We start from the raw sequence: 20148 nt of genomic DNA on the forward strand, positions 1-20148 counted from the left end.
ATATACGGGAAAAGGCTGCCATAAAAGCAGCCTTTTTCATTAGTAATTATTTCTCGTCTTTTTAATTCAAATGACTATGTTTACTGCATCTCAATTGCTTGATAAAATAAATACCCATGTTTCCGAATTACAGTTTACCCGTTCTCCAAAAGGATTATATGATCCGGTAAAATATGTCTTGTCGTTAGGTGGAAAGCGCATTCGTCCTGTATTGATGTTGATGGCTTATAACTTATATAAAGAAAATGTGGAGCAAATTTATGATCCGGCTACCGGTATTGAAATTTATCATAACTATACTCTTCTTCATGATGATCTCATGGACAGAGCAGATGTGCGTAGAGGTAAATCTACCGTGCACAAAGTCTGGGATGATAATACTGCCATATTGTCAGGAGATGCAATGTTGGTGCTTGCTTATCAATATATGGCTGCCTGTCCAACGGAATATTTAAAAGAGGTGATGAAGCTTTTTAGCCTTACAGCTCTTGAAATTTGTGAAGGTCAGCAGATGGATATGGAGTTTGAACAACGTAGCGACGTTAAGGAAGAGGAATATATTGAAATGATCCGCTTGAAGACAGCAGTATTGTTGGCTGCCAGCCTGAAGATAGGTGCAATATTGGGAGGAGCATCCAGAGAAGATGCTGAACGTCTTTATGATTTTGGTGTTCAGATAGGTGTTGCTTTTCAGTTGCAGGATGATTTGCTGGATGTGTATGGTGATCCGGTTGTCTTTGGCAAGAAAATAGGGGGAGATATCCTCTGCAATAAGAAAACTTATATGTTGATTAAAGCTTTGGAGCATGCTGATAAGGATTGTTTTGCCGAACTGAATACCTGGATTGCTGCTGAATCTTTTGTTCCGGAGCAAAAGATCGTTGCTGTAACCGGGATTTATGATAAGATTGGCATAAAGGGTATCTGCAAAAATAAGATGCGTGAATATTATACCCGTGCTATGGAAAGTTTAGCAGCAGTAACAGTGGCTGAAGAAAGAAAAAAAGAATTAAAAAGTTTGATGGAACATCTGATGTACAGAGAAATGTAATTAATAGTGTTGTCCGATGCCTTACAGACGTTTACCAAATACAGACCAGGCCAGAATACGAGCGCTGAAATCGGCGGTCGGAAAGGGTGATGTGTATAATGTAAATGAACTGGCGATATCCTTGAATACTTTATCCGAAGCAAGGAATTTTCTTTCAAAATTTGAGATAGCTCACAACTATTATGCTCAATGTTATGATAACCAGGTGAAGGAAAGTCCAAAGCATCAGTCAAACGTAAAAACAGCTCGTTTGTATATTTCCCATTTTATCCAGGTATTGAACTTGTCTGTACTTCGTTCAGAAGTGAAACCTATTCATAAAAAACTATACTGTTTGCCGATTGATAATTATAATGTTCCGGATTTAACATCTGAGGCCGCTATGGTTGAATGGGGAAAACGGATTATTGAAGGTGAGAGGAAAAGAACGTCACAGGGGGGAGTACCTATTTATAACCCTACTATTGCTAAGGTGAAGGTTCATTATGATATATTTGTTGACAGTTATGAAAGACAGAAAGCATTACAGGTATTGACTAATCGCAGCTTGGAAGGGTTGGCTACAATGCGTACACGTGCTGATGAATTAATATTGGACATTTGGAATCAGGTAGAAGAAAAGTTCCGGAATATATCTCCTAATGAACTCCGTTTAGACAAATGTCGTGACTATGGGGTGATTTATTACTACCGAACAGGTGAAAAACGTCCTGAATAGATTTATTTAATTATGCTTGTTGATTCTCATTCACATCTTTTTTTGGAAGAATTTTCTGGTGATCTTCCACAAGTAATGCAGCGTGCTCACGATGCAGGTGTAACTCATATTTTTATGCCGAATATAGACAGTACAACAATTGGACCATTACTTTCGGTATGTAATACCTATAAAGGGTTTTGTTTTCCGATGATAGGATTACATCCTACTTCTGTTAATGAGTCTTATGAAAAAGAACTGGATATTGTTGCACATCAGTTAGCTCCTTTCAATGAGTATGTGGCTATTGGTGAAATAGGTTTGGATCTTTATTGGGATAAAACTTTTTTGAAAGAGCAACTTATTGTCTTTGAAAAACAGATAGAATGGGCTTTAGAGTACCATCTGCCTATTGTGGTTCATTGTAGAGAAGCTTTCGAGTATATATATAAGGTATTGGAACCTTATAAAAAAAGTGGATTAAAAGGGATTTTTCACAGTTTTACCGGTACCTCCGAAGAGGCTGAGAAGTTATTGGAGTTTCCGGATTTTATGTTGGGAATTAATGGGGTCGTAACATTTAAGAAGTCTCAGTTAGCAGATGTATTGAAAGGTATTCCCTTGACACGTATTGTTTTAGAGACTGATTCACCTTACCTGACTCCCGTTCCAAATCGCGGAAAGAGGAATGAAAGTGCCTATATAAAAGATACCTTAATAAAAGTTGCAGAGGTTTATGAAAAGATGCCGGAACGGGTTGCTGAAGCCACATCTGAAAACGCTTTAAAAGTGTTTGGAATGCTCAAATAAGCCTCTAAAGGTTTTAAAATATATTAATTTGGAGTATTTCTTTGAGATAAAAGAGCTAGAATGCTTTAGAAGAAGAAAAAAAAGGATACATTTGTAGCTGAAAAGGCTCAAACCTGTTTAGGGAGAGATGCTCGAGTGGTTGAAGAGGCACGCCTGGAAAGCGTGTATACGCCAAAAGTGTATCGCGGGTTCGAATCCCGCTCTCTCCGCAGATGAGCAAATGGAATTTGGAAACAACTAAAATAAATACAATAATAATAATTTAATTAATTAATCTTAAAAATTAGACACACAATGAAAAAGTTATTCGCAATTGTTGCTGTGATGGGAGTCTTAACATTTGGCTCAACTCAACTTGCTCAGGCTCAAGATGCTCCTGCTGCTGAACAAACTGAACAGGCTGCACCTGCTGCAGTAGAACCAGCTGCTGCTGATGCTTCTGTTGCCGGCGTTGAAGAAGGTGGTATTCACAAAGAAATTAAAGTAAAATTCATTGAAGGTACTGCATCTTTCATGAGTTTGGTAGCTATTGCATTGGTTATCGGTTTGGCATTCTGTATTGAACGTATCATTTATTTGAGCTTGGCTGAAATCAATACTAAGAAATTTATGGCTTCTATCGAAGCTGCTTTGGAAAAAGGTGATGTTGAAGCTGCAAAAGACATCGCTCGTAACACCAGAGGCCCTATTGCATCTATTTACTATCAAGGTTTGATGAGAATTGATCAAGGTATTGATGTAGTAGAAAAATCAGTTGTATCTTATGGTGGTGTGCAAGCAGGTTACCTTGAAAAAGGATGTTCTTGGATTACACTGTTTATCGCAATGGCTCCGTCATTAGGATTCTTGGGTACTGTAATCGGTATGGTGCAGGCATTTGATAAGATCCAGCAGGTAGGTGATATCTCTCCGACGGTTGTTGCAGGTGGTATGAAAGTAGCCTTGATTACAACTATCTTCGGTTTGATCGTTGCTTTGATTCTTCAGGTATTCTACAACTATGTACTTTCTAAGATCGAAGCTCTTACAAGTGAAATGGAAGATTCTTCTATCTCTTTGCTTGACATGGTAATCAAATATAACTTGAAATACAAAAAATAATCTGAGATGAGTAAGTTATCATATAAATTATCGTACTACGTACTGTACGCAATGTTTGCTCTTATCCTGGTGGTATTAGGTCTCTTTTATTTTGGGGGAGATGCTCAGGGAACAGCTGCATTGGCAGGCGTTGATCCGGAAATGTGGCAACCTGCAAATACAGATGCATTATTGTATTTGATGTATGCACTTTTCGGACTTGCAGTAGCTGCAACTATTATTGCTGCTATATTCCAGTTCGGTTCAGCGTTGAAAGATAATCCGGTAAGCGCTATTAAATCATTGATCGGTCTTATTCTTTTAGTTCTTGTACTGGTTGTTTCTTGGGCTATGGGTAGCGAAGAGACTTTGAGAATACCAGGATATGATGGAACGGACAATGTTCCTTTTTGGTTGAAGCTAACTGATATGTTCCTTTATTCAATCTACTTCCTTTTGGGGGCAACAGTTGTTGCTATCATCTTGAGTAGCATTAAGAAGAAATTATCATAATCCAATTGAGCTTGCTCAATTAAATATAGTAATACTATGGCAAAAGGAAAAAGAAAAGTTCCTGATATAAATTCAAGTTCTACGGCTGATATCGCTTTCTTGTTGCTGATCTTCTTCTTGATTACAACTTCTATGGATACGGACCGTGGTTTGGCAAGACGTTTGCCACCACCGCCTGAAAATGATAAGGAGCAGAAGAATGAAGACAAGGTTAAGCAACGTAACGTTCTACAGATTTACCTGAACATGTATGACCAGTTGATGGTTAATGGTGAAATCATGAATGTTCAGCAGTTGAGAGCGAAGACTAAAGAGTTTGTTGCTAATAAATATAATGATGAATCGTTGCCGGAAAAAACATCAAAGGAGGTTGATTTCTTTGGTCCGACAATGGTCACTGAAAAGCATGTAGTCTCTTTACAGAATGACCGTTCTTCTTCATATCAGGCATATATTGACGTACAAAATGAATTGGTTGCTGCTTACAATGAACTGAGAGATGAACTATCTCAGGAAAAGTGGGGAAAGAATTATTCAGAGTTAAATGAAGATCAGCAGAAAGCTGTTCGTGAAATTTATCCTCAGAAGATTTCTGAAGCTGAACCTAAAAAATATGGAGAAAAGAAGTAATGGGAAAATTTAATAAAACAGGTAAACGTGAAATGCCTGCGTTGAATACTTCTTCTCTGCCTGACCTTATCTTTACGCTGTTATTCTTCTTTATGATTGTAACAACGATGCGTGAGGTAACGTTGAAGGTTGAATTTAAGATTCCGCAAGCAACAGAATTAGAAAAGCTTGAAAAGAAATCATTGGTTACGTTTGTGTATGTAGGAAAACCAATGAGAGAGTTTCGTCAGAAGATGGGTTCTGAGAGCCGTATCCAATTGAATGATGCTTTCGCCGAAGTTTCGGAAATTCAGGATTATATTATTGCAGAAAGATCAAGCATGAAAGAGTCTGATCAGGCAATGATGACTGTATCTCTGAAGATCGATAAGGATACGAAGATGGGTATCGTAACTGATATCAAGAATGCGCTTCGTCAAGCTTATGCTCTGAAAATTAACTACTCTTCGCAACATCGCGAATAAAAGGTTGATTGAATATATTTGAAAAGGGTGCTTAACTAAAAATAAATAGTTAAGCACCCTTTTCCTTTGGAATGAAATGACGAGAATGTTTAGGAATTCATTTTCACATTATAGACTTCCTTGTGAATTTTTTTCTTTACTGTGTCGAAATCCTGTTTGCATTGTAAACTGCCATATACCATCAGATACATCGGTAAGAAAGGGTCTCCGTTCTTGTATGGGGGTTGTTGGTACTCTTTCTCCCAAAGAACAAATCCTTGTCGTTTGTAGAAGTTTATGCGACGTTGTGCCATTTCTTCCAGAGGCATTTCAACTTCCAGAACGATGGGGAGGTTTAACTCTTTACATAAGAAGTCTAATACCTTTTTGCCATAGCCACTATTTCGTAATGTCGGGTTAATAGCAAAGTGTTCTACATAATAAAAATGGTCGAAATCCCAGTAGGTAATGAATCCCACAGGGGTATTATCATCAAAAATGATATTATTATGGAAGTTACCAATACGGTTGGTATATTCGCGCAAATCTTTCAGTTCACGGTATTCTTCCGGTGGAAAGGCTGCAATAAGCAGATCCTCCATAAATTGGTAATGTTGTACGTCAGACGTACTGATAGGTTGGAGTCTAATCATAAAGGTCTGGGTTTTGATTATTACTTTATTTCTTGTTGGTATAAAATTCGATAATTCTACGAATAGAACGTTGGCACACCGGACAGAAGGTCGGATATTCATTTGTTCGCATGCGGCAATCAAAGGAGGGACGGTAGATACCTTTTGCTGAATATCCACCACCTTCATAAACACCTACCGGGTACTGTTTATTCATTTGCGGAGGAGTAGGAACAGGAACTCCTGCCGGAAGCATATCTTTCCATTTGGAGGAGAAATCTATACGGGTAGAGATATTCGGCTCCCAAGGTTCCACATCGAGCGGATAAGTGTCTGCCATTACATCTTCTTCATAGAAGTATTCGTCGCCTAAACCTCCAAAACTATGCCCGAATTCGTGTACTACCACAGGCTTGAAGGTAGGATGGTGGGCAGCAGTCAGTGTATAGGAGTTGTAAATACCTCCACCACCGTATTCTTCGGTATTGACGATGATGATAATATGCTCGTAAGGAATACCTGATAACGCGTTGTGTATTGACTTTACACGACTGGTAGTCAGATAGCGGTCGGAATAGAAAGTATCAAAATGAGAGTTAAATGCCGTTTGTCTCCAATCGTTTTTTCGTGGTACACTGACACCACTATCTTTTGACGGGCTGGCAACAGCAACAATATTGAACCGGCTTTTCATTGATTTGAATGGTTCATAAAAGAAAAGACTTTCGCATGTTTTTTCAGCATCTTTGTAGAATAGATCCATCTCAGCTTCAGTATACCCTTCAGCCAGGATGGCTACATCGATACAATCTGCTTCACTACCACTTTTCAGAAGGTATTTATGTGGCGTTATATGTGAGATACCCCGTTTATGAATCAGTATATCATCGGGATGTATAATATGTTTTAAATGAGCCATTACTTTTCGTGATGAGTTGAGTAGTGTGATCTCTATCTCTACCGGGTGTTGCGGATAAGGAAGCAGAAAAGTATTTTCAAATCCTTTTGCTGTTTTCTGAGCCTCGTCTGTAGAAAGCCACTCTTGAAAAAGAGAGGAAAAGGAGGTTTTATAGATACATTTTCGAGTGGTGAGATCAGTCATTGTGATCTGACCGTTACCCTCTAAAGGAAGTTCGGAGAGATGATGTCTGCGCCCTGCCCATGAAGGTAGGTGCGAAAGTTCATCCAGATAGATCGATTGGTGTTTGGCATCACCGGTGAAAATATAATCTACTCGTAATGTTTTGTCTTTGAAAAAGTCTGTAAACTCCTGTGCGTGTATGTTTATTACCATCAACAGGCATAGTATGAGGGTGGTATTTCGTTTCATATTTAGCGTATATTTATGTTTTTACAAAGGTACGAACAATTGCTGACTTATCCCATATTTAGAAATAAAAGTAATAAATCATAGTATTTATTGCCAAAAAATTATCTAACTTTGCAATAACATTCATGTATTAAAACAAATTGATCTAAAATGGGACATCATCAATTGGATACTTTAGATGAGCAGATTCTGAAGCTGATAGCAGATAATGCGCGTATTCCTTTTCTGGAAGTAGCACGGGCATGTAATGTTTCGGGTGCAGCTATCCACCAGCGTATACAGAAGCTGACTAATCTGGGGATATTGAAGGGTTCGGAGTTTGTCATCGACCCTGAAAAAATCGGGTACGAGACGTGTGCTTATATTGGAATTTACCTGAAGGACCCGGAATCATTTGATTCTGTGACAAAAGCTTTGGAAGCTATACCAGAGGTGGTGGAATGTCATTTCACTACAGGTAAATATGATATGTTCATCAAGATTTACGCAAAGAATAATCACCATCTGTTGAGTGTCATTCATGATAAGCTGCAGCCGTTGGGGTTGGCACGTACTGAGACGCTTATCTCTTTCCATGAAGCTATTAAACGGCAGATGCCGATTATAGTAGACACAGACGATCAGGAGTGATTCGTTTTCTGTCTGTAACTATCTGGTATAATCAACGAACGCATAGGAGCAGAGATGTTTTTCATCCGCAGGATGGACTTCTCTGCTTTTTTCGTGCCATACTGTAAGGTCTACTGAAGGGAAGAAAGCATCGGCTTCCAGGGCTTCATCATCTATTTCAGTCAAGCAGAGTTCGTCAGCTAGGACAATAGCCTGGCGGTATACAGTTTCTCCGCCGATGACGTAAACATGCTCATCTTCGCGGCAATTTTGCAAAGCAGCTTCCAAAGAAGTGAAAACCTCGGCACCGGGAAAGCTATTTGCCGGATTGGAAGAAAGAACAATATTGCGACGGTTGGGAAGTGCACCTTTAGGAAGTGACTCGAATGTTTTTCGGCCCATTATAATTGTATTTCCTGTGGTGAGTGCTTTAAAACGTTTGAGGTCATTGGGCAGCCAGAACAAAAGCTTATTTTTGAAGCCGATAGCCATATGGCGATCTACAGCGGCTATAATGCTGATTTTACTCATAATGTTTATTGGAATTTGGTAGTTATTAGCAGTTGGAATCTATGCAATATGTCGTTAGAACATAAAAATACGATCATGCTGCATAGCTTCTAATTACCAACTACTAAATTTTAGCTACTGATTTATACCGAAACTTTTCCCGCAATATGTGGATGCGGATCATAGTTTATTAATTCAAAATCTTCAAATTTGAAGTCGAAGATATTTTTTATATCCGGATTTATCTTCATTTGGGGTAGCGGACGTGGTTCACGGGTTAATTGCAGCTTTACCTGTTCCATATGGTTCAGGTAGATATGCGCATCTCCCAATGTATGTACGAAATCTCCGGCTTTCAATCCGGTCACTTGTGCCATCATCTGTAATAACAAGGCATAAGAGACGATATTGAACGGAACTCCCAGGAAAATATCTGCACTCCGTTGATAGAGTTGCAGGCTCAGACGGCCATTTGCTACATAGAACTGAAAGAAAGCATGACATGGCGGTAGGTTCATATTATCAAGGTCTCCTACATTCCAGGCACTTACGATGATTCGTCGGGAGTCAGGGTTGTGTTTGATTGTATCTACCACTTCACTGATCTGATCGATAAAACCACCTTTATAGTCAGGCCATGAACGCCACTGATAACCATAGATATGTCCCAGTTCTCCTTTTTCGTCTGCCCATTCATTCCAGATACGAACACCGTTATCTTGCAGGTATTTTACATTTGTATCTCCCTGCAAGAACCATAATAGCTCATATATAATAGATTTCAGGTGCAATTTCTTAGTCGTCAGGCAAGGGAATCCCTCGTCGAGATTGAAGCGCATCTGATGTCCGAAAACACTGATTGTACCAGTACCGGTGCGGTCACTCTTTTCAGCACCTTCGGCAAGTACACGGCTGAGTAAATCTAAATACTGTTTCATACTGCAAAGGTAGAAAAAAAGTAGTTAGAATCCAGTAGTAAGTAGTTAGAATCTATGCAGATTATAAAAAGGGAGTGAATAGGTTGGCAAACCACCCGACAAACTTCTTCCACGGTGAACGCTTTTTCCATATTTCGGGGGTGAGCTTAGTACAGTGTTGGGTATCAGCCTCGAATACACTGTCAAGTTGTGCTGTGAACTCCTTGTCAAAGATAAAAGCATTTGTCTCATAGTCGTAGCGCAGGCTTCGACTGTTAAGGTTGGCGGTGCCTACCGTACAAAAGGTCTCGTCCACCATCATGATCTTCGAGTGGTGAAATCCGCCATTATACAGATATATATCTGCGCCCCGTTTCATTAGTTTGTGTACTTTATAGAGCGATGCATCCGGCGTGAAAGGTATATCTGCCTTGGAGGAGATCATAATCTCTACCTTTGTACCTTTCTCAAGTGCGTAGTTTAGTGCTTTCCGAATCGAAGAGGTGGGCACGAAGTAAGGATTCACTATTCGTACATTTTCTTTTGCCGCATAGATAGACATGGCATAAGTATGGCTGAGCATGCGGGTATTCTTTTTCGGTGTACGATCGACGATGGCAACGGTAATTCCGTCAATACTATCTGCCGGAGCCGGAAATTCGGGAAAGTAGGCCTCTCCGGTGATATCCTGCTTGGTTGTTTTATTCCATATTGTGAGAAATATTTCTTGCAGAATGTCTACTGCCGGGCCTTCAATGCGGATATGCATATCACGCCATGTACCAATTTTGGGGAGTCCGTTGATGTAATAATCTGCTATATTCATTCCTCCGGTATAGCCTATTTTTCCGTCGATAACAACTATTTTCCGATGATCCCGGTGTGCTGCGTGGTTGATATAGGGAAACTTAAACGGATCGAATTTGACTATTTCGATGCCCCGTTCGCGGATTGCTTTGAGATGACGCTTCTTCAGTGGCTTATTATTAGACCAGTTGCCGAAAGCATCGAATAAGGCGCGTACTTCTACTCCTTCCTTTACTTTTTCGGCCAATAGATCGAAAAGTGCGTTGGCAATAGAATCATTCCGGAAGTTAAAGTATTCCAAATGTATATGGTGTTTAGCACCGCGGATAGCTTCAAAGAGATCCTCAAATTTCTCGCGTCCGCTTTTGAGCAACTTTACTTTATTACCATGCGTAATAGGGATACCCGATTCTTGGAGGAAATTGAGTACCATCTGGTCGCTGGGTAATTCGGTAGTGTCTTGTCGCTGTACCCATAAACTGTCTATTTCATCTGCTTTAATGTTGCTTGTCGTCAAAAGCAACAAAATAAAAAATATATGTAGTCTCAAAACTTGTAGTCTTTATTTAGTTTACTAAGGAAACAAAGATACAACTTCTCTGTTCGGAGCTCTTTTCTGTCAAGAGTAGATTTATCATAGTTTAACAATTTAAAAGCTGTTTTCCTATCATTTGATGTTACGTCTCACCAGATTAAGAGATAAATTATTATCTACTGATGAAAAAAAAGTTTGCCGGTATCAAACGGATTGTTTATAATCGGGATATTGTTGATATGCTGGTTGCAAACAAGACCGATGTACCCTGTTTACAGGGTATATTGGAACCTATTGATTAAAATATCCTTGTTTGTATAAATAAAAAAGAGGAAAGCATGAGCTTCCCTCTTTTATTTATTAAATTGAATATATGATTGTAATACGTTTACAAATATACTACATTACAAATCCAAAAGCAAACTTTTTGCTTTGTTTTTTCTTATGCCATAGACCATGCTTTGCGTACTCCCAGAAACATAAGTACCGCTGCGGCGATAATCAGTGATTTGAGATCAATGCCTGTTGCGGCTCCGCTTTGCACCATCGATACGAATATATCACGTGCAGTACCTGCTACTGCCTGAAGTCCGTCGTAAGCAAAAAACAGCACCACAGCTACAAGTGTAATAAATACGCTCCATATTTTCACCAGCAGTCCTGTACGGTAGGGCAGATGGTGCATTACACGGCGACTAAAGCCATTATCGGGTATTTCTTGTTTTTGTTTTGCAAAGAATTCCCGTATTAGTTTATCATCTGTTTCCATCATAACCGTTTTGTTTTAAATACATTGCCAATTTCTCTTTACCACGCGACAGGTGACTTTTTACTGTTCCTGCCGGTATACCCACAATTCCCGCAATTTTGTCTATACTTACATCTTCTATATAGAACAAAGTGATGCAGGTTCGTTCCACTTCTTTTAGCTTTTCAAGTGATTGGTAAATGTCCATGCGTTGCCCCACGTTTTCCTGTTCAACACTATTGGTAGCATCTACTTCTCTGGAGTCCAGCTCGGTTGTTTCCTTCCGACTGCGAATATAATCATAAAATACATTATAAGCAATACGATAAAGCCATGTTGAGAAATTTGAAAGATTTTTAAAGGTTGCTATACTTGTATATGCTTTGATGAATGTATCTTGTGCCAGATCGTCGCTCAAATCGCTGTCGCCGCACGTCAGGTTGAGGAAGAAGCGCCGGATAGGCGATTGATACTTCTGAACCAATTGGTTGAAGGCCCTGGTGTTTTTAAACACCACGACCTGTGCGACTAACGATATGTCGTTGATCTGACTCATTTTTGTTCGTCAGTAGGATGTTGATTACGGGCAACCAACCATTGTCCGAGGCCGGTGAACATTATCAGCAGGCCTATACACCCCAGAGCAAAGCTGTCTGTTATAGCCCAAAGGAAGATGAACAATCCGGTGCCGAGGCACATGTTTTTAATCCCCTTGGAGCGTGTGTCCGTATTCAGGCTCTCTTTAAGGATACCTTCCGGAATGGGCTGTCCGGCAGCAATGGCTTTTTCTACCAGTTTGTAACGTTCACGCCTATTCTTGTAGCGGAAGTAAAACGCAATGAAGATAACAAAAATAGGGAAACCGAAAACTAATATCAGGATGAAGAATGCAAGAGCAATACCTTTGGATGCCATTCCGCTAAAGTCTTTGACTAAAGAGAAATCTTCGTCATTAAAACCTGTGTAACTATATGTACTGTCATAAGAATCAGTCGATTCGCTTTCTACGGTCACTCCATCTTCTGCTGTATCCTTGTATTTGGGAGTATATACTGAATCGTCATTGGTTTTGCTGACTGTAATTGTTACCTGTCCGGTACTATCTTTGTAGACGGTTTTCTGCTTTTGTGCAAATGACATGGAGCAGTAGAGGGTTGCCACCATCAGAGCAATTAGAATTCTTTTCATATCTTGTAATTTTTTTGTTTCTTTGGTTGTTAGACGTAGTTAGCCTGCCGGAAAGTTGCAAAGAGACAAAATATTTTTGATATTTGCAGGATTTAACAGAAGAAAATCAATGGAGTTGCAGTTTATTCAGAGTAAAATATATGAGATACGTGGACAGAAGGTGATGCTGGATCGGGATTTGGCAGAGCTTTATGGTATAGAAACGAAACGTTTAAAAGAAGCGGTGAGGAGAAATCTCAGGCGCTTTCCTGTCGACTTTATGTTTGAGTTGAACCGGAAAGAGTTTGAATTTTTGAGGTCGCAAATTGCGTCCTCAAACGGGCGGGGTGGATTGAGGTACATGCCTTTTGCTTTTACAGAACAAGGAGTAGCTATGCTTTCTTCAGTCCTGAATAGCGATGTAGCTATTGAGGTCAATATCTCAATTATGCGTGCTTTTGTTGCTGTACGCCAATTGATATCTAATCCTCCGGTTAATGACCTGGCGAAGCTACAATCTGAAATTCAGGAATTGAAAGGATATATCGAAGAAGTCTTTACCGGTTATAACGATATAAATGATGATACGCGTATGCAGATAGAATTGATAAATCGGACTCTTGCGGAGTTACAGACCAAAGAGAAAGATGTCAGTAAACCCCGTAATCCAATCGGCTTTAATACATACAAAAAGTAAATCCTATGAACTTGCCAGTCTCTTTTATCGACTATACCCGTGCCTTGTTGGGCAACGAAGAATATGAAAAGTTATTTGCCGCCCTGGAGCAAGAGCCTCCTGTCAGTATTCGCCTTAATAAGTTGACAATTGACAGTGGACAATTGACAGTGACTATGCAGGCTGATAGCGTAGCCAACTCTCAACTTTTAACTTTCAACTCTCAACTAAAACAAGTTCCCTGGTGCGAAGAGGGGTATTATCTCGATCAGCGTCTGACGTTTACTTTTGATCCTCTTTTTCATGCCGGTTGTTATTATGTGCAGGAAGCCTCGTCTATGTTTGTTGGTCAGGTGCTGCAACAGTATCTATCCGAAGAGCCTGTTGTGATGCTTGATCTTTGCGCTGCTCCCGGTGGAAAGTCTACCCATGCATGTAGCCTTTTGCCGGCAGGAAGTCTGTTGGTTGCAAATGAAGTGATTCGCAATCGTTCGCAGATACTTGCAGAGAATCTGACAAAGTGGGGGTATCCCGGGGTTGTAGTGACGAACAATGATCCGGCAGATTTTTCACGTCTTGGAGTTTTTTTTGATGTAATACTTACCGATGTACCCTGTTCCGGTGAGGGTATGTTCCGAAAAGATCCCCGCGCAATTGAAGAGTGGAGTTCGGATAACGTTGAAATATGCTGGCAACGTCAACGCCGTATTATTGCTGATATCTGGCAATGTCTTAAACCGGGTGGTATACTTATATACAGTACTTGTACTTATAACACGAAGGAGGACGAAGAAAATGTACGGTGGATTTGTGATGAGTTTGGGGCAGAAGTACTTCCGCTGGATATCTCTTCGGAGTGGAACATCACAGGAAACCTGCTAGCAGGAACGGACTTTCCGGTCTACCGTTTTTTGCCTCATAAAACGAAAGGGGAGGGGTTCTTTCTTGCCGCACTTCGGAAACCGGAAGGAGAGAAAGAAATGTACGGTGCTGCAGGTTCGGAGTCATTTGCTTATGAAGCTGGCAATGGAAAGGCTACCCGCAAAAAAGTGTCTGTTATGCGAGGTAAAGCAGCTCCTTCGGCGATTGGTAAAGAACAATTAACGGCAGCAAAAAGCTGGCTTGCAGTTCCTGAAGCGTATGAACTGTCAGCGAATGGAAACACGATTACTGCATTTCCTAAAGAATACATCGGTGAACTTGCCATTTTACAGCAGTTTCTCCGCATAGTACAAGCGGGTATTACAGTGGGGGAAGTGAAGGGGAAAGACCTTATTCCCGATCATGCACTTGCCATGAGCCGGGCATTGCAACCGGGTATTTTCTCTACAGAAGAAATCAGTTACGAACAAGCCATTGCTTATTTACGCAAAGAGGCCATCTCTTTATCAGAGACGGCCCCTCGTGGTTATGTATTGCTTACTTATAGATCGGTTCCCCTCGGTTTTGTGAAGAATATAGGCAATCGTGCCAATAACCTTTATCCGCAGGAGTGGCGTATTCGCAGCGGATATTTGCCTGAAGAGATACGCATCCTGTGATGACGAACCGGACATCGGATCCGACTGTGTTCTTTCCGGTTAAGGCAATATTCCTTCCGGCATTTCCAGTCCGGTGAATGAAAAGCCCAACTGCCTTCCTGTTCCTTCTTCTTCCAAAATGTAAGAAGGAGGAGGCTCTGGCGATGTCCGTGTATCTCCTGTTGGGGGAGTGTTCCAATTCAAATTCAGGTTCTTGTCCAACCGGTGGAGTATATACGGATTGCCGTGAAGGATGAACTTATGTGAACCGGTCAAGGCTTCTGCGTGCTCCACACTCTCTGTAAAGGTGAGTGTCATATTGGCCTGGTCGTCCATTCCCGGTTCGAGTACATAATTTCCTTTTGCTACCAGTACCAACCCGGATGAAAAGGCTGTTTGAGGTCCTTGTTTGAAGAAATATGCATCCCGTGCACGATTGTTGATAAGAAACATATCCGAAATACCAGGCAGCATCTCTGCCGTACCATTCTCAGACAATGAAGATCCATATCCACGGGATAGCCGCATTGTTTCGTAATTATCCACAACTTTAATTGTCAAAAGACAACTTTCCAGCGTTGCATAGTCTGTGACTTTCAAGGTCGTTTTTCCCGTAAGGATTCCCCGGACGTAGATGGCACTGCCACCCGGAGTCGACCATCCCTGTTCCACTTGTGCACTGACAAGGCGTTGATCTTTTACTTCTAATGAGTAATCACCGTTTCCGCTTTCCAGTCCCAGGTAGCGTATACCTCCCATAGGGACTTCGTATGTGTCGTTATAAAAGCGGAGCGGACTGTTGTTGTCGTCCTTACATGCGCTCAGCAGAGTAAGGATACAGCACAAAGCTGTCTGATAGAAATGTTTAGGTATCATAATCAGTATTTTATGTTTGCTGCAAATATAATGTATTCTTCTATCTTCGTCAACAAAAATCTTCAAACAATGTCTGGCAAAGTAGAATAGATTCTACAATTGATTCTTATATATCTTCGCCATCGCTTTCTGATATTGGTTTTCCAGTTGCAGATAGTTTTGTTTGCTTTGGTATACTACCGAAACTTCTACAAAGTACTCAATCATACTGATCTGCCCACCGGTCAGTGCTTGTTTCAGCATTTCGAGGTCTTGCTGTGCCTGGAAGGTTTTTTCGTACTCGTCCATTGAACTGCGCAAAGTTTGTGCCTCCTGATAAAGTTGTGCTACTTGTGATTCTGCCTGTAACATGGCACTTTCCTTTAGGAAATCTGTGTTCATGGCTTGTGCTTTCGCTATCTTTACTTTACTTTTGTTTTCAAAGATCGGAAAAGAGAAACCTACCACTACACCATTGAAAGGAGTACCCGATTCGGTATTCCGGCGATATCCTAACTCCAGTTTCGGCAACCAGCCTTGTTTGTTGACACCAATCTGCTTACGGGCAGCTGCACTCTCACTGGCAAGTGTCTGCAGGGTTGGATCTGCAGCGAGTACTTCCGCTTTAAGCATCTGATAGTCCGAAGGGAAGATAACCGCCGGATATGTATTTCCTTCAAATACTACAGGAATATTTCCATTCAGGGTATTCAGTTCCTGAAGCTTGTTACGCAAGGCTGTTTCGTTTAGCGAAGCCTCTGTTTTGACGTTTAGCAGTTCCAGGTTGATCTTGTTCGTTTCAATAATGTTGGCATCGCCTGTTTGCAAGCGTTTCTTGTACATTGCCGAAAGCTCTTCCGCATTACGTAAACGTTCTTGTAAGATCTGCTTTTGCTGGCGAAGCATGATAATGTCCAGACATACTTCCTTGGCCTGTAGCAGGATACCTTGCCGGAAGATACTTGCCTGTCCGTCGAAAGAGCTTGTTTTCAGACGGTTCAGTTTTGCACGGCTGGCGTAGAGGCTGGGAAAGTCGAAGCTTTGAGAAACAACAAGCTCTCCGATTGTCTCATTTTTGTCTTTTGCGCCCCAGAGGTGTGCATAAGAGAGACTGGGATCTGCAAGGTTATTATCAGTCTTTGCTTCCAGTTTCTGTGAAGAGATAAGCTGGGCGTTTGCCTGCAACTCCTTATTGTTCGCTTCGATATTCCGAAGCACCTGTTCTATGTTACTTTGTGCCTGCACTCCTGCAATGGCAAGGAGTGTGGCAGTAAATATCGTTATTTTTTTCATTTCATTCTATTATTTATTCTTTTCATTAGAGATATTCCCACCATCTGTCGTTTGGCGTATCTCCTCCTTCTGTGGGGAGCGGCGATGCATCATCAGGTAAACAATGGGAATGATAAATCCGTTCAGGAAAGTCGATGTTAAAAGACCTCCTAAGATTACTTTTGCCATTGGACTTTGTATCTCGTTACCCGGCAGGTCGCCACTCAGCGCCAGTGGTATCAGCGCCAGAGCACTGGAAAGTGCTGTCATCAAGATAGGATTCAACCGGTCCAGTGAGCCATGAATTACACTATCGTATACTCCCATACCCTCTTCCTGTTGCAGGTGATTGTAATGGCTGATAAGTAACATACCATTACGTGTAGCGATACCAAACAGAGAGATAAATCCGATGATGGCCGGGATACTGACTTCACCTGTGGTGATGAGTAGCGCAAATACGCCACCAATCAGCGCCAACGGCAAGTTCAGCAGAATCACTCCGGACTCTTTTACACTCCGGAACTCATGGTACAGCAGTAAGAAGATTATAACGATACTCATGAAGGAAGTCAAGGCCAGCGTGCGGCTTGCTGCCTGTTCGCTTTCAAATTGCCCTCCATATTCAATATGGTACCCTTCCGGGAGCTTTACGGAGGTATCTATCTTTTTCTGTATATCATTTACTACGCTGCGAAGGTCGCGGTCGGCTACGTTTGCAGAAATCACAATCTTACGTTTCACGTTTTCACGGTTAATGGTATTGGGACCCATAGACGAAACAACATCAGCTACGTAGCTTAGGGGTACTTTCTTTCCGTCCGATGTATCTACCATCAGGTTACGTATCTTCTCGGCTTCATCACGGAAGTTATCTTTCACTTTAACAATGAGATCGAATGCCTTGCCCTTTTCGTAAACCTGTGAAATGACTTCACCTGCCAATGCTACATTGATATATTCTGAGAATTCCGGCAGGGTGATACCATATTTGGCAAGCATTTCACGTTTCGGAGTGATTTTTAGCTGTGGGCGTTCAATCTGTTGTTCCACATTCAGGTCGGCAATACCGGGAATACCTTCAATAGCCCCTTTTATTTCATTACCTAAAGAGAACATTTTGTTTAAGTCATCTCCGAAAAGCTTAATAGCGATATTGGCTTTTGTTCCGGATAGCATAGCGTCGATACGGTGGCTGATAGGCTGGCCGATCTCGATATTTGCTCCGGTGATTGTACCCAGTTTCTCACGTACATCTGCAATGAGCTCACTGCGCGAACGGTCTTTCAGTTCAAATGGTGCTTCTATCTCCGAGGTATTCACTCCCAGGGCATGTTCATCCAGTTCGGCACGACCTGTTTTACGGGCCACGGTCTGTATCTCAGGAATAGTTAATAGCAACATTTCCGCACGGTGTCCCATTTTGTTACTCTCTTCCAGAGAGATACCCGGCAGCGAAGATATATTGATGGTAAATGAACCTTCGTTGAAAGGCGGTAAGAAGGAGCGTCCTAACGTGAAGAAACATCCCAAAGCAACAATAAACAGAGCAATGGTACTTCCCAACGTGATTCGTTTGTGATTAAGTACCCATCTCAATGCTTTTTCATAAACACCTTTCAACCAGCGTGCTACGAATGCTTCTTTGGGGATTTTGTCACTCTTGTTTCTGCCTAACAGGTAAGAGCATAGTACCGGAGTAACCGTTAAAGCCACTATTGTAGAAGCGAACAGTGCCACAATAAAAGCAACGCCCAGTGGTACTAACATACGTCCTTCCATACCTGTAAGGAAAAAGAGGGGTACGAAACTCACTACAATGATCAGTGTAGAGTTCAGAATAGGCATACGTACCTCTTTGGAAGCATTGAATACCACGTCGAGTACCGGGAGACGTTCAGTCTCCGATTTCATCCGGTTTTCACGGAGTCGTTTATATACGTTTTCTACATCTACAATAGCATCGTCCACCAATGAACCGATTGCAATTGCCATACCGCCAAGACTCATTGTGTTGATAGTCATCCCCATATAGTGAAGGGTGAGAATGGAAACAATCAGTGAAATGGGCAGTGTTACCAGTGAAATAATTGTGGTTCGTACGTTTGCCAGAAACAGGAAGAGCACGATCACAACGAAGATACCCCCTTCCAACAATGACTTTTTCACGTTTCCGATGGAGCTTTCGATAAAACGGCTTTGGCGGAAGATATCGGTAGAAACCTTTACATCCGCAGGGAGGTTCTTCTGTAAATCCTTTAAAGAAGCTTCCAGTTTATCCGTCAGTTCCAGTGTACTGGTAGAAGGTTGTTTGGTAACTGTCAGCAATACAGCAGGTTTTCCCCGTTCCGAGGCCGTACCCAACTTCGGAGCTTTTGGTCCGATGGCTACGTCTGCTATATCTTCCAATAGTACAGGTACGGTATTGATACTCTTTACTACGGCTTTTCCCAGCTGATCTGCCTTATCTGTAGAGAGTACTCCGCGTACTATATATTCGTTTCCGTATTCATAAAGTACTCCACCGTTGGCGTTGAGATTCATATCCCGGGTAGTGTTCATTACTTCACTCATAGATACCCCATAGTGACGCATCCGTTCCGGGTCGAGTTGTATTTGATACTCTTTCAAGTCGCCCCCCAAAACGGCTACTTGTGCCACACCACCTGTTGAAAGCAGACGTGGACGAATTGTCCAGTCGGCGATAGTACGCAGGTCGAGCATAGATGTTGAATCTGCGGTAAGGCCGATAATCAGCATCTCACCCAATATGGAAGACTGTGGTCCAAGTGTTGGTTTGCCCACATTGGCGGGCAATGATTCATTGACTACTGCGAGCTTTTCGCTTACAATCTGCCGGGCCAGATAAATATCCGTTCCCCAGTCAAATTCTACCCAAACTACAGAAAATCCATTTGTGGAAGAAGAGCGTACGCGACGCACGCCTGTTGCACCATTTACAGAAGTTTCTACGGGAAAGGTGACGAGCTGTTCCACTTCTTCAGCTGCCATTCCATTGGCCTCAGTCATGATGACCACTGTCGGCGCATTGAGGTCGGGAAATACGTCCACTTCTGTATGCATTGCGGTATACGTACCGCCAATCAGCAACAACACCGAGGCCACGAGTACCAGGATGCGGTTCTGAAGAGAGAAATGTATAATTTTATTTAACATGAAATTATTTACGATTAGACGATTTGAAATGATTTACAATTAGACAATTTACAATTTACGATTGAAATTACAATTATTTACGATTGGACAATTTACGATTTACGATTGAAATTACTTTGATTTACAATCTCTTTCATCAATCGTAAATTGTAAATCGTCCAATCGTAAA

General features: G+C 41.4%; 21 protein-coding genes and 1 tRNA gene. 11 read left to right on the forward strand and 11 right to left on the reverse strand.

Annotated elements, in window-relative coordinates:
• The first annotated feature begins 76 nt into the window (after positions 1 to 76).
• From ACESQI_RS13545 to ACESQI_RS13580, 8 genes are all read left to right on the forward strand, one after another.
• Positions 77 to 1051, forward strand: coding sequence for a polyprenyl synthetase family protein (locus ACESQI_RS13545; protein ID WP_025866510.1), 975 nt, complete (start codon positions 77 to 79; stop codon positions 1049 to 1051).
• 16 nt (positions 1052 to 1067) lie between these two features.
• Positions 1068 to 1769: a hypothetical protein gene (locus tag ACESQI_RS13550; protein WP_025866509.1), complete on the forward strand. Its 702-nt coding sequence runs from the start codon at positions 1068 to 1070 to the stop codon at positions 1767 to 1769.
• 12 nt (positions 1770 to 1781) lie between these two features.
• Positions 1782 to 2558 (forward strand): TatD family hydrolase, encoded by a 777-nt coding sequence (locus ACESQI_RS13555; RefSeq protein ID WP_002559457.1) that lies wholly within the window; start codon positions 1782 to 1784, stop codon positions 2556 to 2558.
• Positions 2559 to 2679: 121 nt separating this feature from the next.
• Positions 2680 to 2767, forward strand: a tRNA-Ser gene (locus tag ACESQI_RS13560).
• Between the two features lie 85 nt (positions 2768 to 2852).
• Positions 2853 to 3659, forward strand: coding sequence for a MotA/TolQ/ExbB proton channel family protein (locus ACESQI_RS13565; protein WP_002559458.1), 807 nt, complete (start codon positions 2853 to 2855; stop codon positions 3657 to 3659).
• A 6-nt stretch (positions 3660 to 3665) separates the two neighbouring features.
• The gene (locus tag ACESQI_RS13570; protein WP_002559459.1) at positions 3666 to 4151 is read left to right on the forward strand and encodes a hypothetical protein; all 486 of its coding nucleotides are present in this window, start codon (positions 3666 to 3668) and stop codon (positions 4149 to 4151) included.
• Between the two features lie 36 nt (positions 4152 to 4187).
• Entirely contained in the window at positions 4188 to 4781 is a 594-nt protein-coding gene (locus ACESQI_RS13575) for a biopolymer transporter ExbD (protein WP_002559460.1), read from the forward strand.
• Positions 4781 to 5245, forward strand: coding sequence for a biopolymer transporter ExbD (locus ACESQI_RS13580; protein WP_002559461.1), 465 nt, complete (start codon positions 4781 to 4783; stop codon positions 5243 to 5245). Before ACESQI_RS13575 ends, ACESQI_RS13580 begins: the two co-directional genes overlap by 1 nt.
• 89 nt (positions 5246 to 5334) lie before the next feature.
• On the opposite strand, the gene ACESQI_RS13585 is transcribed toward ACESQI_RS13580, so the two are convergent.
• Both ACESQI_RS13585 and ACESQI_RS13590 read right to left on the reverse strand, forming a co-directional pair.
• Complete coding sequence (locus ACESQI_RS13585) at positions 5335 to 5877, reverse strand: GNAT family N-acetyltransferase (protein ID WP_025866508.1); 543 nt, start codon at positions 5875 to 5877, stop codon at positions 5335 to 5337.
• Positions 5878 to 5902: 25 nt separating this feature from the next.
• Positions 5903 to 7186: an IgA Peptidase M64 gene (locus ACESQI_RS13590; protein ID WP_373126324.1), complete on the reverse strand. Its 1284-nt coding sequence runs from the start codon at positions 7184 to 7186 to the stop codon at positions 5903 to 5905.
• 150 nt (positions 7187 to 7336) lie between these two features.
• Here ACESQI_RS13590 and ACESQI_RS13595 point away from each other — a divergent pair, with 150 nt between their 5' ends.
• A complete protein-coding gene (locus ACESQI_RS13595) occupies positions 7337 to 7816 on the forward strand; it encodes an Lrp/AsnC family transcriptional regulator (RefSeq protein WP_007484264.1) in 480 nt (159 codons plus the stop codon).
• A gap of 18 nt (positions 7817 to 7834) precedes the next feature.
• Here ACESQI_RS13595 and ACESQI_RS13600 read toward each other — a convergent pair whose 3' ends face one another.
• From ACESQI_RS13600 to ACESQI_RS13625, 6 genes are all read right to left on the reverse strand, one after another.
• Positions 7835 to 8326, reverse strand: coding sequence for a dihydrofolate reductase (locus ACESQI_RS13600; protein ID WP_278511588.1), 492 nt, complete (start codon positions 8324 to 8326; stop codon positions 7835 to 7837).
• A gap of 122 nt (positions 8327 to 8448) precedes the next feature.
• Positions 8449 to 9243 carry a thymidylate synthase gene (locus tag ACESQI_RS13605; protein WP_373126326.1) on the reverse strand — a complete coding sequence of 265 codons (795 nt, stop codon included), beginning with the start codon at positions 9241 to 9243 and terminating at the stop codon, positions 8449 to 8451.
• A 61-nt stretch (positions 9244 to 9304) separates the two neighbouring features.
• Complete coding sequence (cls, locus tag ACESQI_RS13610; RefSeq protein WP_002559467.1) at positions 9305 to 10579, reverse strand: cardiolipin synthase; 1275 nt, start codon at positions 10577 to 10579, stop codon at positions 9305 to 9307.
• A 427-nt stretch (positions 10580 to 11006) separates the two neighbouring features.
• Positions 11007 to 11336, reverse strand: a complete 330-nt coding sequence (locus tag ACESQI_RS13615) for a DUF5056 domain-containing protein (RefSeq protein WP_002559469.1) — start codon at positions 11334 to 11336, stop codon at positions 11007 to 11009.
• Complete coding sequence (locus ACESQI_RS13620) at positions 11320 to 11868, reverse strand: RNA polymerase sigma factor (RefSeq protein WP_025866504.1); 549 nt, start codon at positions 11866 to 11868, stop codon at positions 11320 to 11322. Before ACESQI_RS13620 ends, ACESQI_RS13615 begins: the two co-directional genes overlap by 17 nt.
• Positions 11865 to 12500: a DUF6249 domain-containing protein gene (locus ACESQI_RS13625; RefSeq protein ID WP_025866503.1), complete on the reverse strand. Its 636-nt coding sequence runs from the start codon at positions 12498 to 12500 to the stop codon at positions 11865 to 11867. Before ACESQI_RS13625 ends, ACESQI_RS13620 begins: the two co-directional genes overlap by 4 nt.
• Positions 12501 to 12609: 109 nt before the next feature.
• On the opposite strand from ACESQI_RS13625, the gene ACESQI_RS13630 reads away from it, so the two are divergent.
• Both ACESQI_RS13630 and ACESQI_RS13635 read left to right on the forward strand, forming a co-directional pair.
• A complete protein-coding gene (locus ACESQI_RS13630; protein ID WP_122200907.1) occupies positions 12610 to 13176 on the forward strand; it encodes an ORF6N domain-containing protein in 567 nt (188 codons plus the stop codon).
• A 5-nt stretch (positions 13177 to 13181) separates the two neighbouring features.
• Complete coding sequence (locus tag ACESQI_RS13635) at positions 13182 to 14696, forward strand: rRNA cytosine-C5-methyltransferase (protein WP_195660983.1); 1515 nt, start codon at positions 13182 to 13184, stop codon at positions 14694 to 14696.
• A gap of 39 nt (positions 14697 to 14735) precedes the next feature.
• Here the strand turns inward: ACESQI_RS13635 and ACESQI_RS13640 are convergent, their stop codons facing one another.
• From ACESQI_RS13640 to ACESQI_RS13650, 3 genes are all read right to left on the reverse strand, one after another.
• Positions 14736 to 15551, reverse strand: a complete 816-nt coding sequence (locus ACESQI_RS13640) for a hypothetical protein (RefSeq protein ID WP_002559474.1) — start codon at positions 15549 to 15551, stop codon at positions 14736 to 14738.
• A 93-nt stretch (positions 15552 to 15644) separates the two neighbouring features.
• Positions 15645 to 16823 (reverse strand): TolC family protein, encoded by a 1179-nt coding sequence (locus ACESQI_RS13645; protein WP_195660982.1) that lies wholly within the window; start codon positions 16821 to 16823, stop codon positions 15645 to 15647.
• A gap of 9 nt (positions 16824 to 16832) precedes the next feature.
• Entirely contained in the window at positions 16833 to 19979 is a 3147-nt protein-coding gene (locus tag ACESQI_RS13650) for an efflux RND transporter permease subunit (RefSeq protein WP_373126329.1), read from the reverse strand.
• Positions 19980 to 20148: the final 169 nt, after the last annotated feature.

This window comes from Bacteroides sp. HPS0048, assembly GCF_964240755.1.
GTDB lineage: Bacteria > Bacteroidota > Bacteroidia > Bacteroidales > Bacteroidaceae > Bacteroides > Bacteroides nordii.

What these genes read in the sequence shown, in the direction of transcription:
- ACESQI_RS13545 (WP_025866510.1), top strand. Translation starts at nt 77, where the DNA reads ATGTTTACTGCATCTCAATTGCTTGATAAAATAAATACCCATGTTTCC.
- ACESQI_RS13550 (WP_025866509.1), top strand. Translation starts at nt 1,068, where the DNA reads ATGCCTTACAGACGTTTACCAAATACAGACCAGGCCAGAATACGAGCG.
- ACESQI_RS13555 (WP_002559457.1), top strand. Translation starts at nt 1,782, where the DNA reads ATGCTTGTTGATTCTCATTCACATCTTTTTTTGGAAGAATTTTCTGGT.
- ACESQI_RS13565 (WP_002559458.1), top strand. Translation starts at nt 2,853, where the DNA reads ATGAAAAAGTTATTCGCAATTGTTGCTGTGATGGGAGTCTTAACATTT.
- ACESQI_RS13570 (WP_002559459.1), top strand. Translation starts at nt 3,666, where the DNA reads ATGAGTAAGTTATCATATAAATTATCGTACTACGTACTGTACGCAATG.
- ACESQI_RS13575 (WP_002559460.1), top strand. Translation starts at nt 4,188, where the DNA reads ATGGCAAAAGGAAAAAGAAAAGTTCCTGATATAAATTCAAGTTCTACG.
- ACESQI_RS13580 (WP_002559461.1), top strand. Translation starts at nt 4,781, where the DNA reads ATGGGAAAATTTAATAAAACAGGTAAACGTGAAATGCCTGCGTTGAAT.
- ACESQI_RS13585 (WP_025866508.1), bottom strand. Translation starts at nt 5,877, where the DNA reads ATGATTAGACTCCAACCTATCAGTACGTCTGACGTACAACATTACCAA.
- ACESQI_RS13590 (WP_373126324.1), bottom strand. Translation starts at nt 7,186, where the DNA reads ATGAAACGAAATACCACCCTCATACTATGCCTGTTGATGGTAATAAAC.
- ACESQI_RS13595 (WP_007484264.1), top strand. Translation starts at nt 7,337, where the DNA reads ATGGGACATCATCAATTGGATACTTTAGATGAGCAGATTCTGAAGCTG.
- ACESQI_RS13600 (WP_278511588.1), bottom strand. Translation starts at nt 8,326, where the DNA reads ATGAGTAAAATCAGCATTATAGCCGCTGTAGATCGCCATATGGCTATC.
- ACESQI_RS13605 (WP_373126326.1), bottom strand. Translation starts at nt 9,243, where the DNA reads ATGAAACAGTATTTAGATTTACTCAGCCGTGTACTTGCCGAAGGTGCT.
- ACESQI_RS13615 (WP_002559469.1), bottom strand. Translation starts at nt 11,336, where the DNA reads ATGATGGAAACAGATGATAAACTAATACGGGAATTCTTTGCAAAACAA.
- ACESQI_RS13620 (WP_025866504.1), bottom strand. Translation starts at nt 11,868, where the DNA reads ATGAGTCAGATCAACGACATATCGTTAGTCGCACAGGTCGTGGTGTTT.
- ACESQI_RS13625 (WP_025866503.1), bottom strand. Translation starts at nt 12,500, where the DNA reads ATGAAAAGAATTCTAATTGCTCTGATGGTGGCAACCCTCTACTGCTCC.
- ACESQI_RS13630 (WP_122200907.1), top strand. Translation starts at nt 12,610, where the DNA reads ATGGAGTTGCAGTTTATTCAGAGTAAAATATATGAGATACGTGGACAG.
- ACESQI_RS13635 (WP_195660983.1), top strand. Translation starts at nt 13,182, where the DNA reads ATGAACTTGCCAGTCTCTTTTATCGACTATACCCGTGCCTTGTTGGGC.
- ACESQI_RS13640 (WP_002559474.1), bottom strand. Translation starts at nt 15,551, where the DNA reads ATGATACCTAAACATTTCTATCAGACAGCTTTGTGCTGTATCCTTACT.
- ACESQI_RS13645 (WP_195660982.1), bottom strand. Translation starts at nt 16,823, where the DNA reads ATGAAAAAAATAACGATATTTACTGCCACACTCCTTGCCATTGCAGGA.
- ACESQI_RS13650 (WP_373126329.1), bottom strand. Translation starts at nt 19,979, where the DNA reads ATGTTAAATAAAATTATACATTTCTCTCTTCAGAACCGCATCCTGGTA.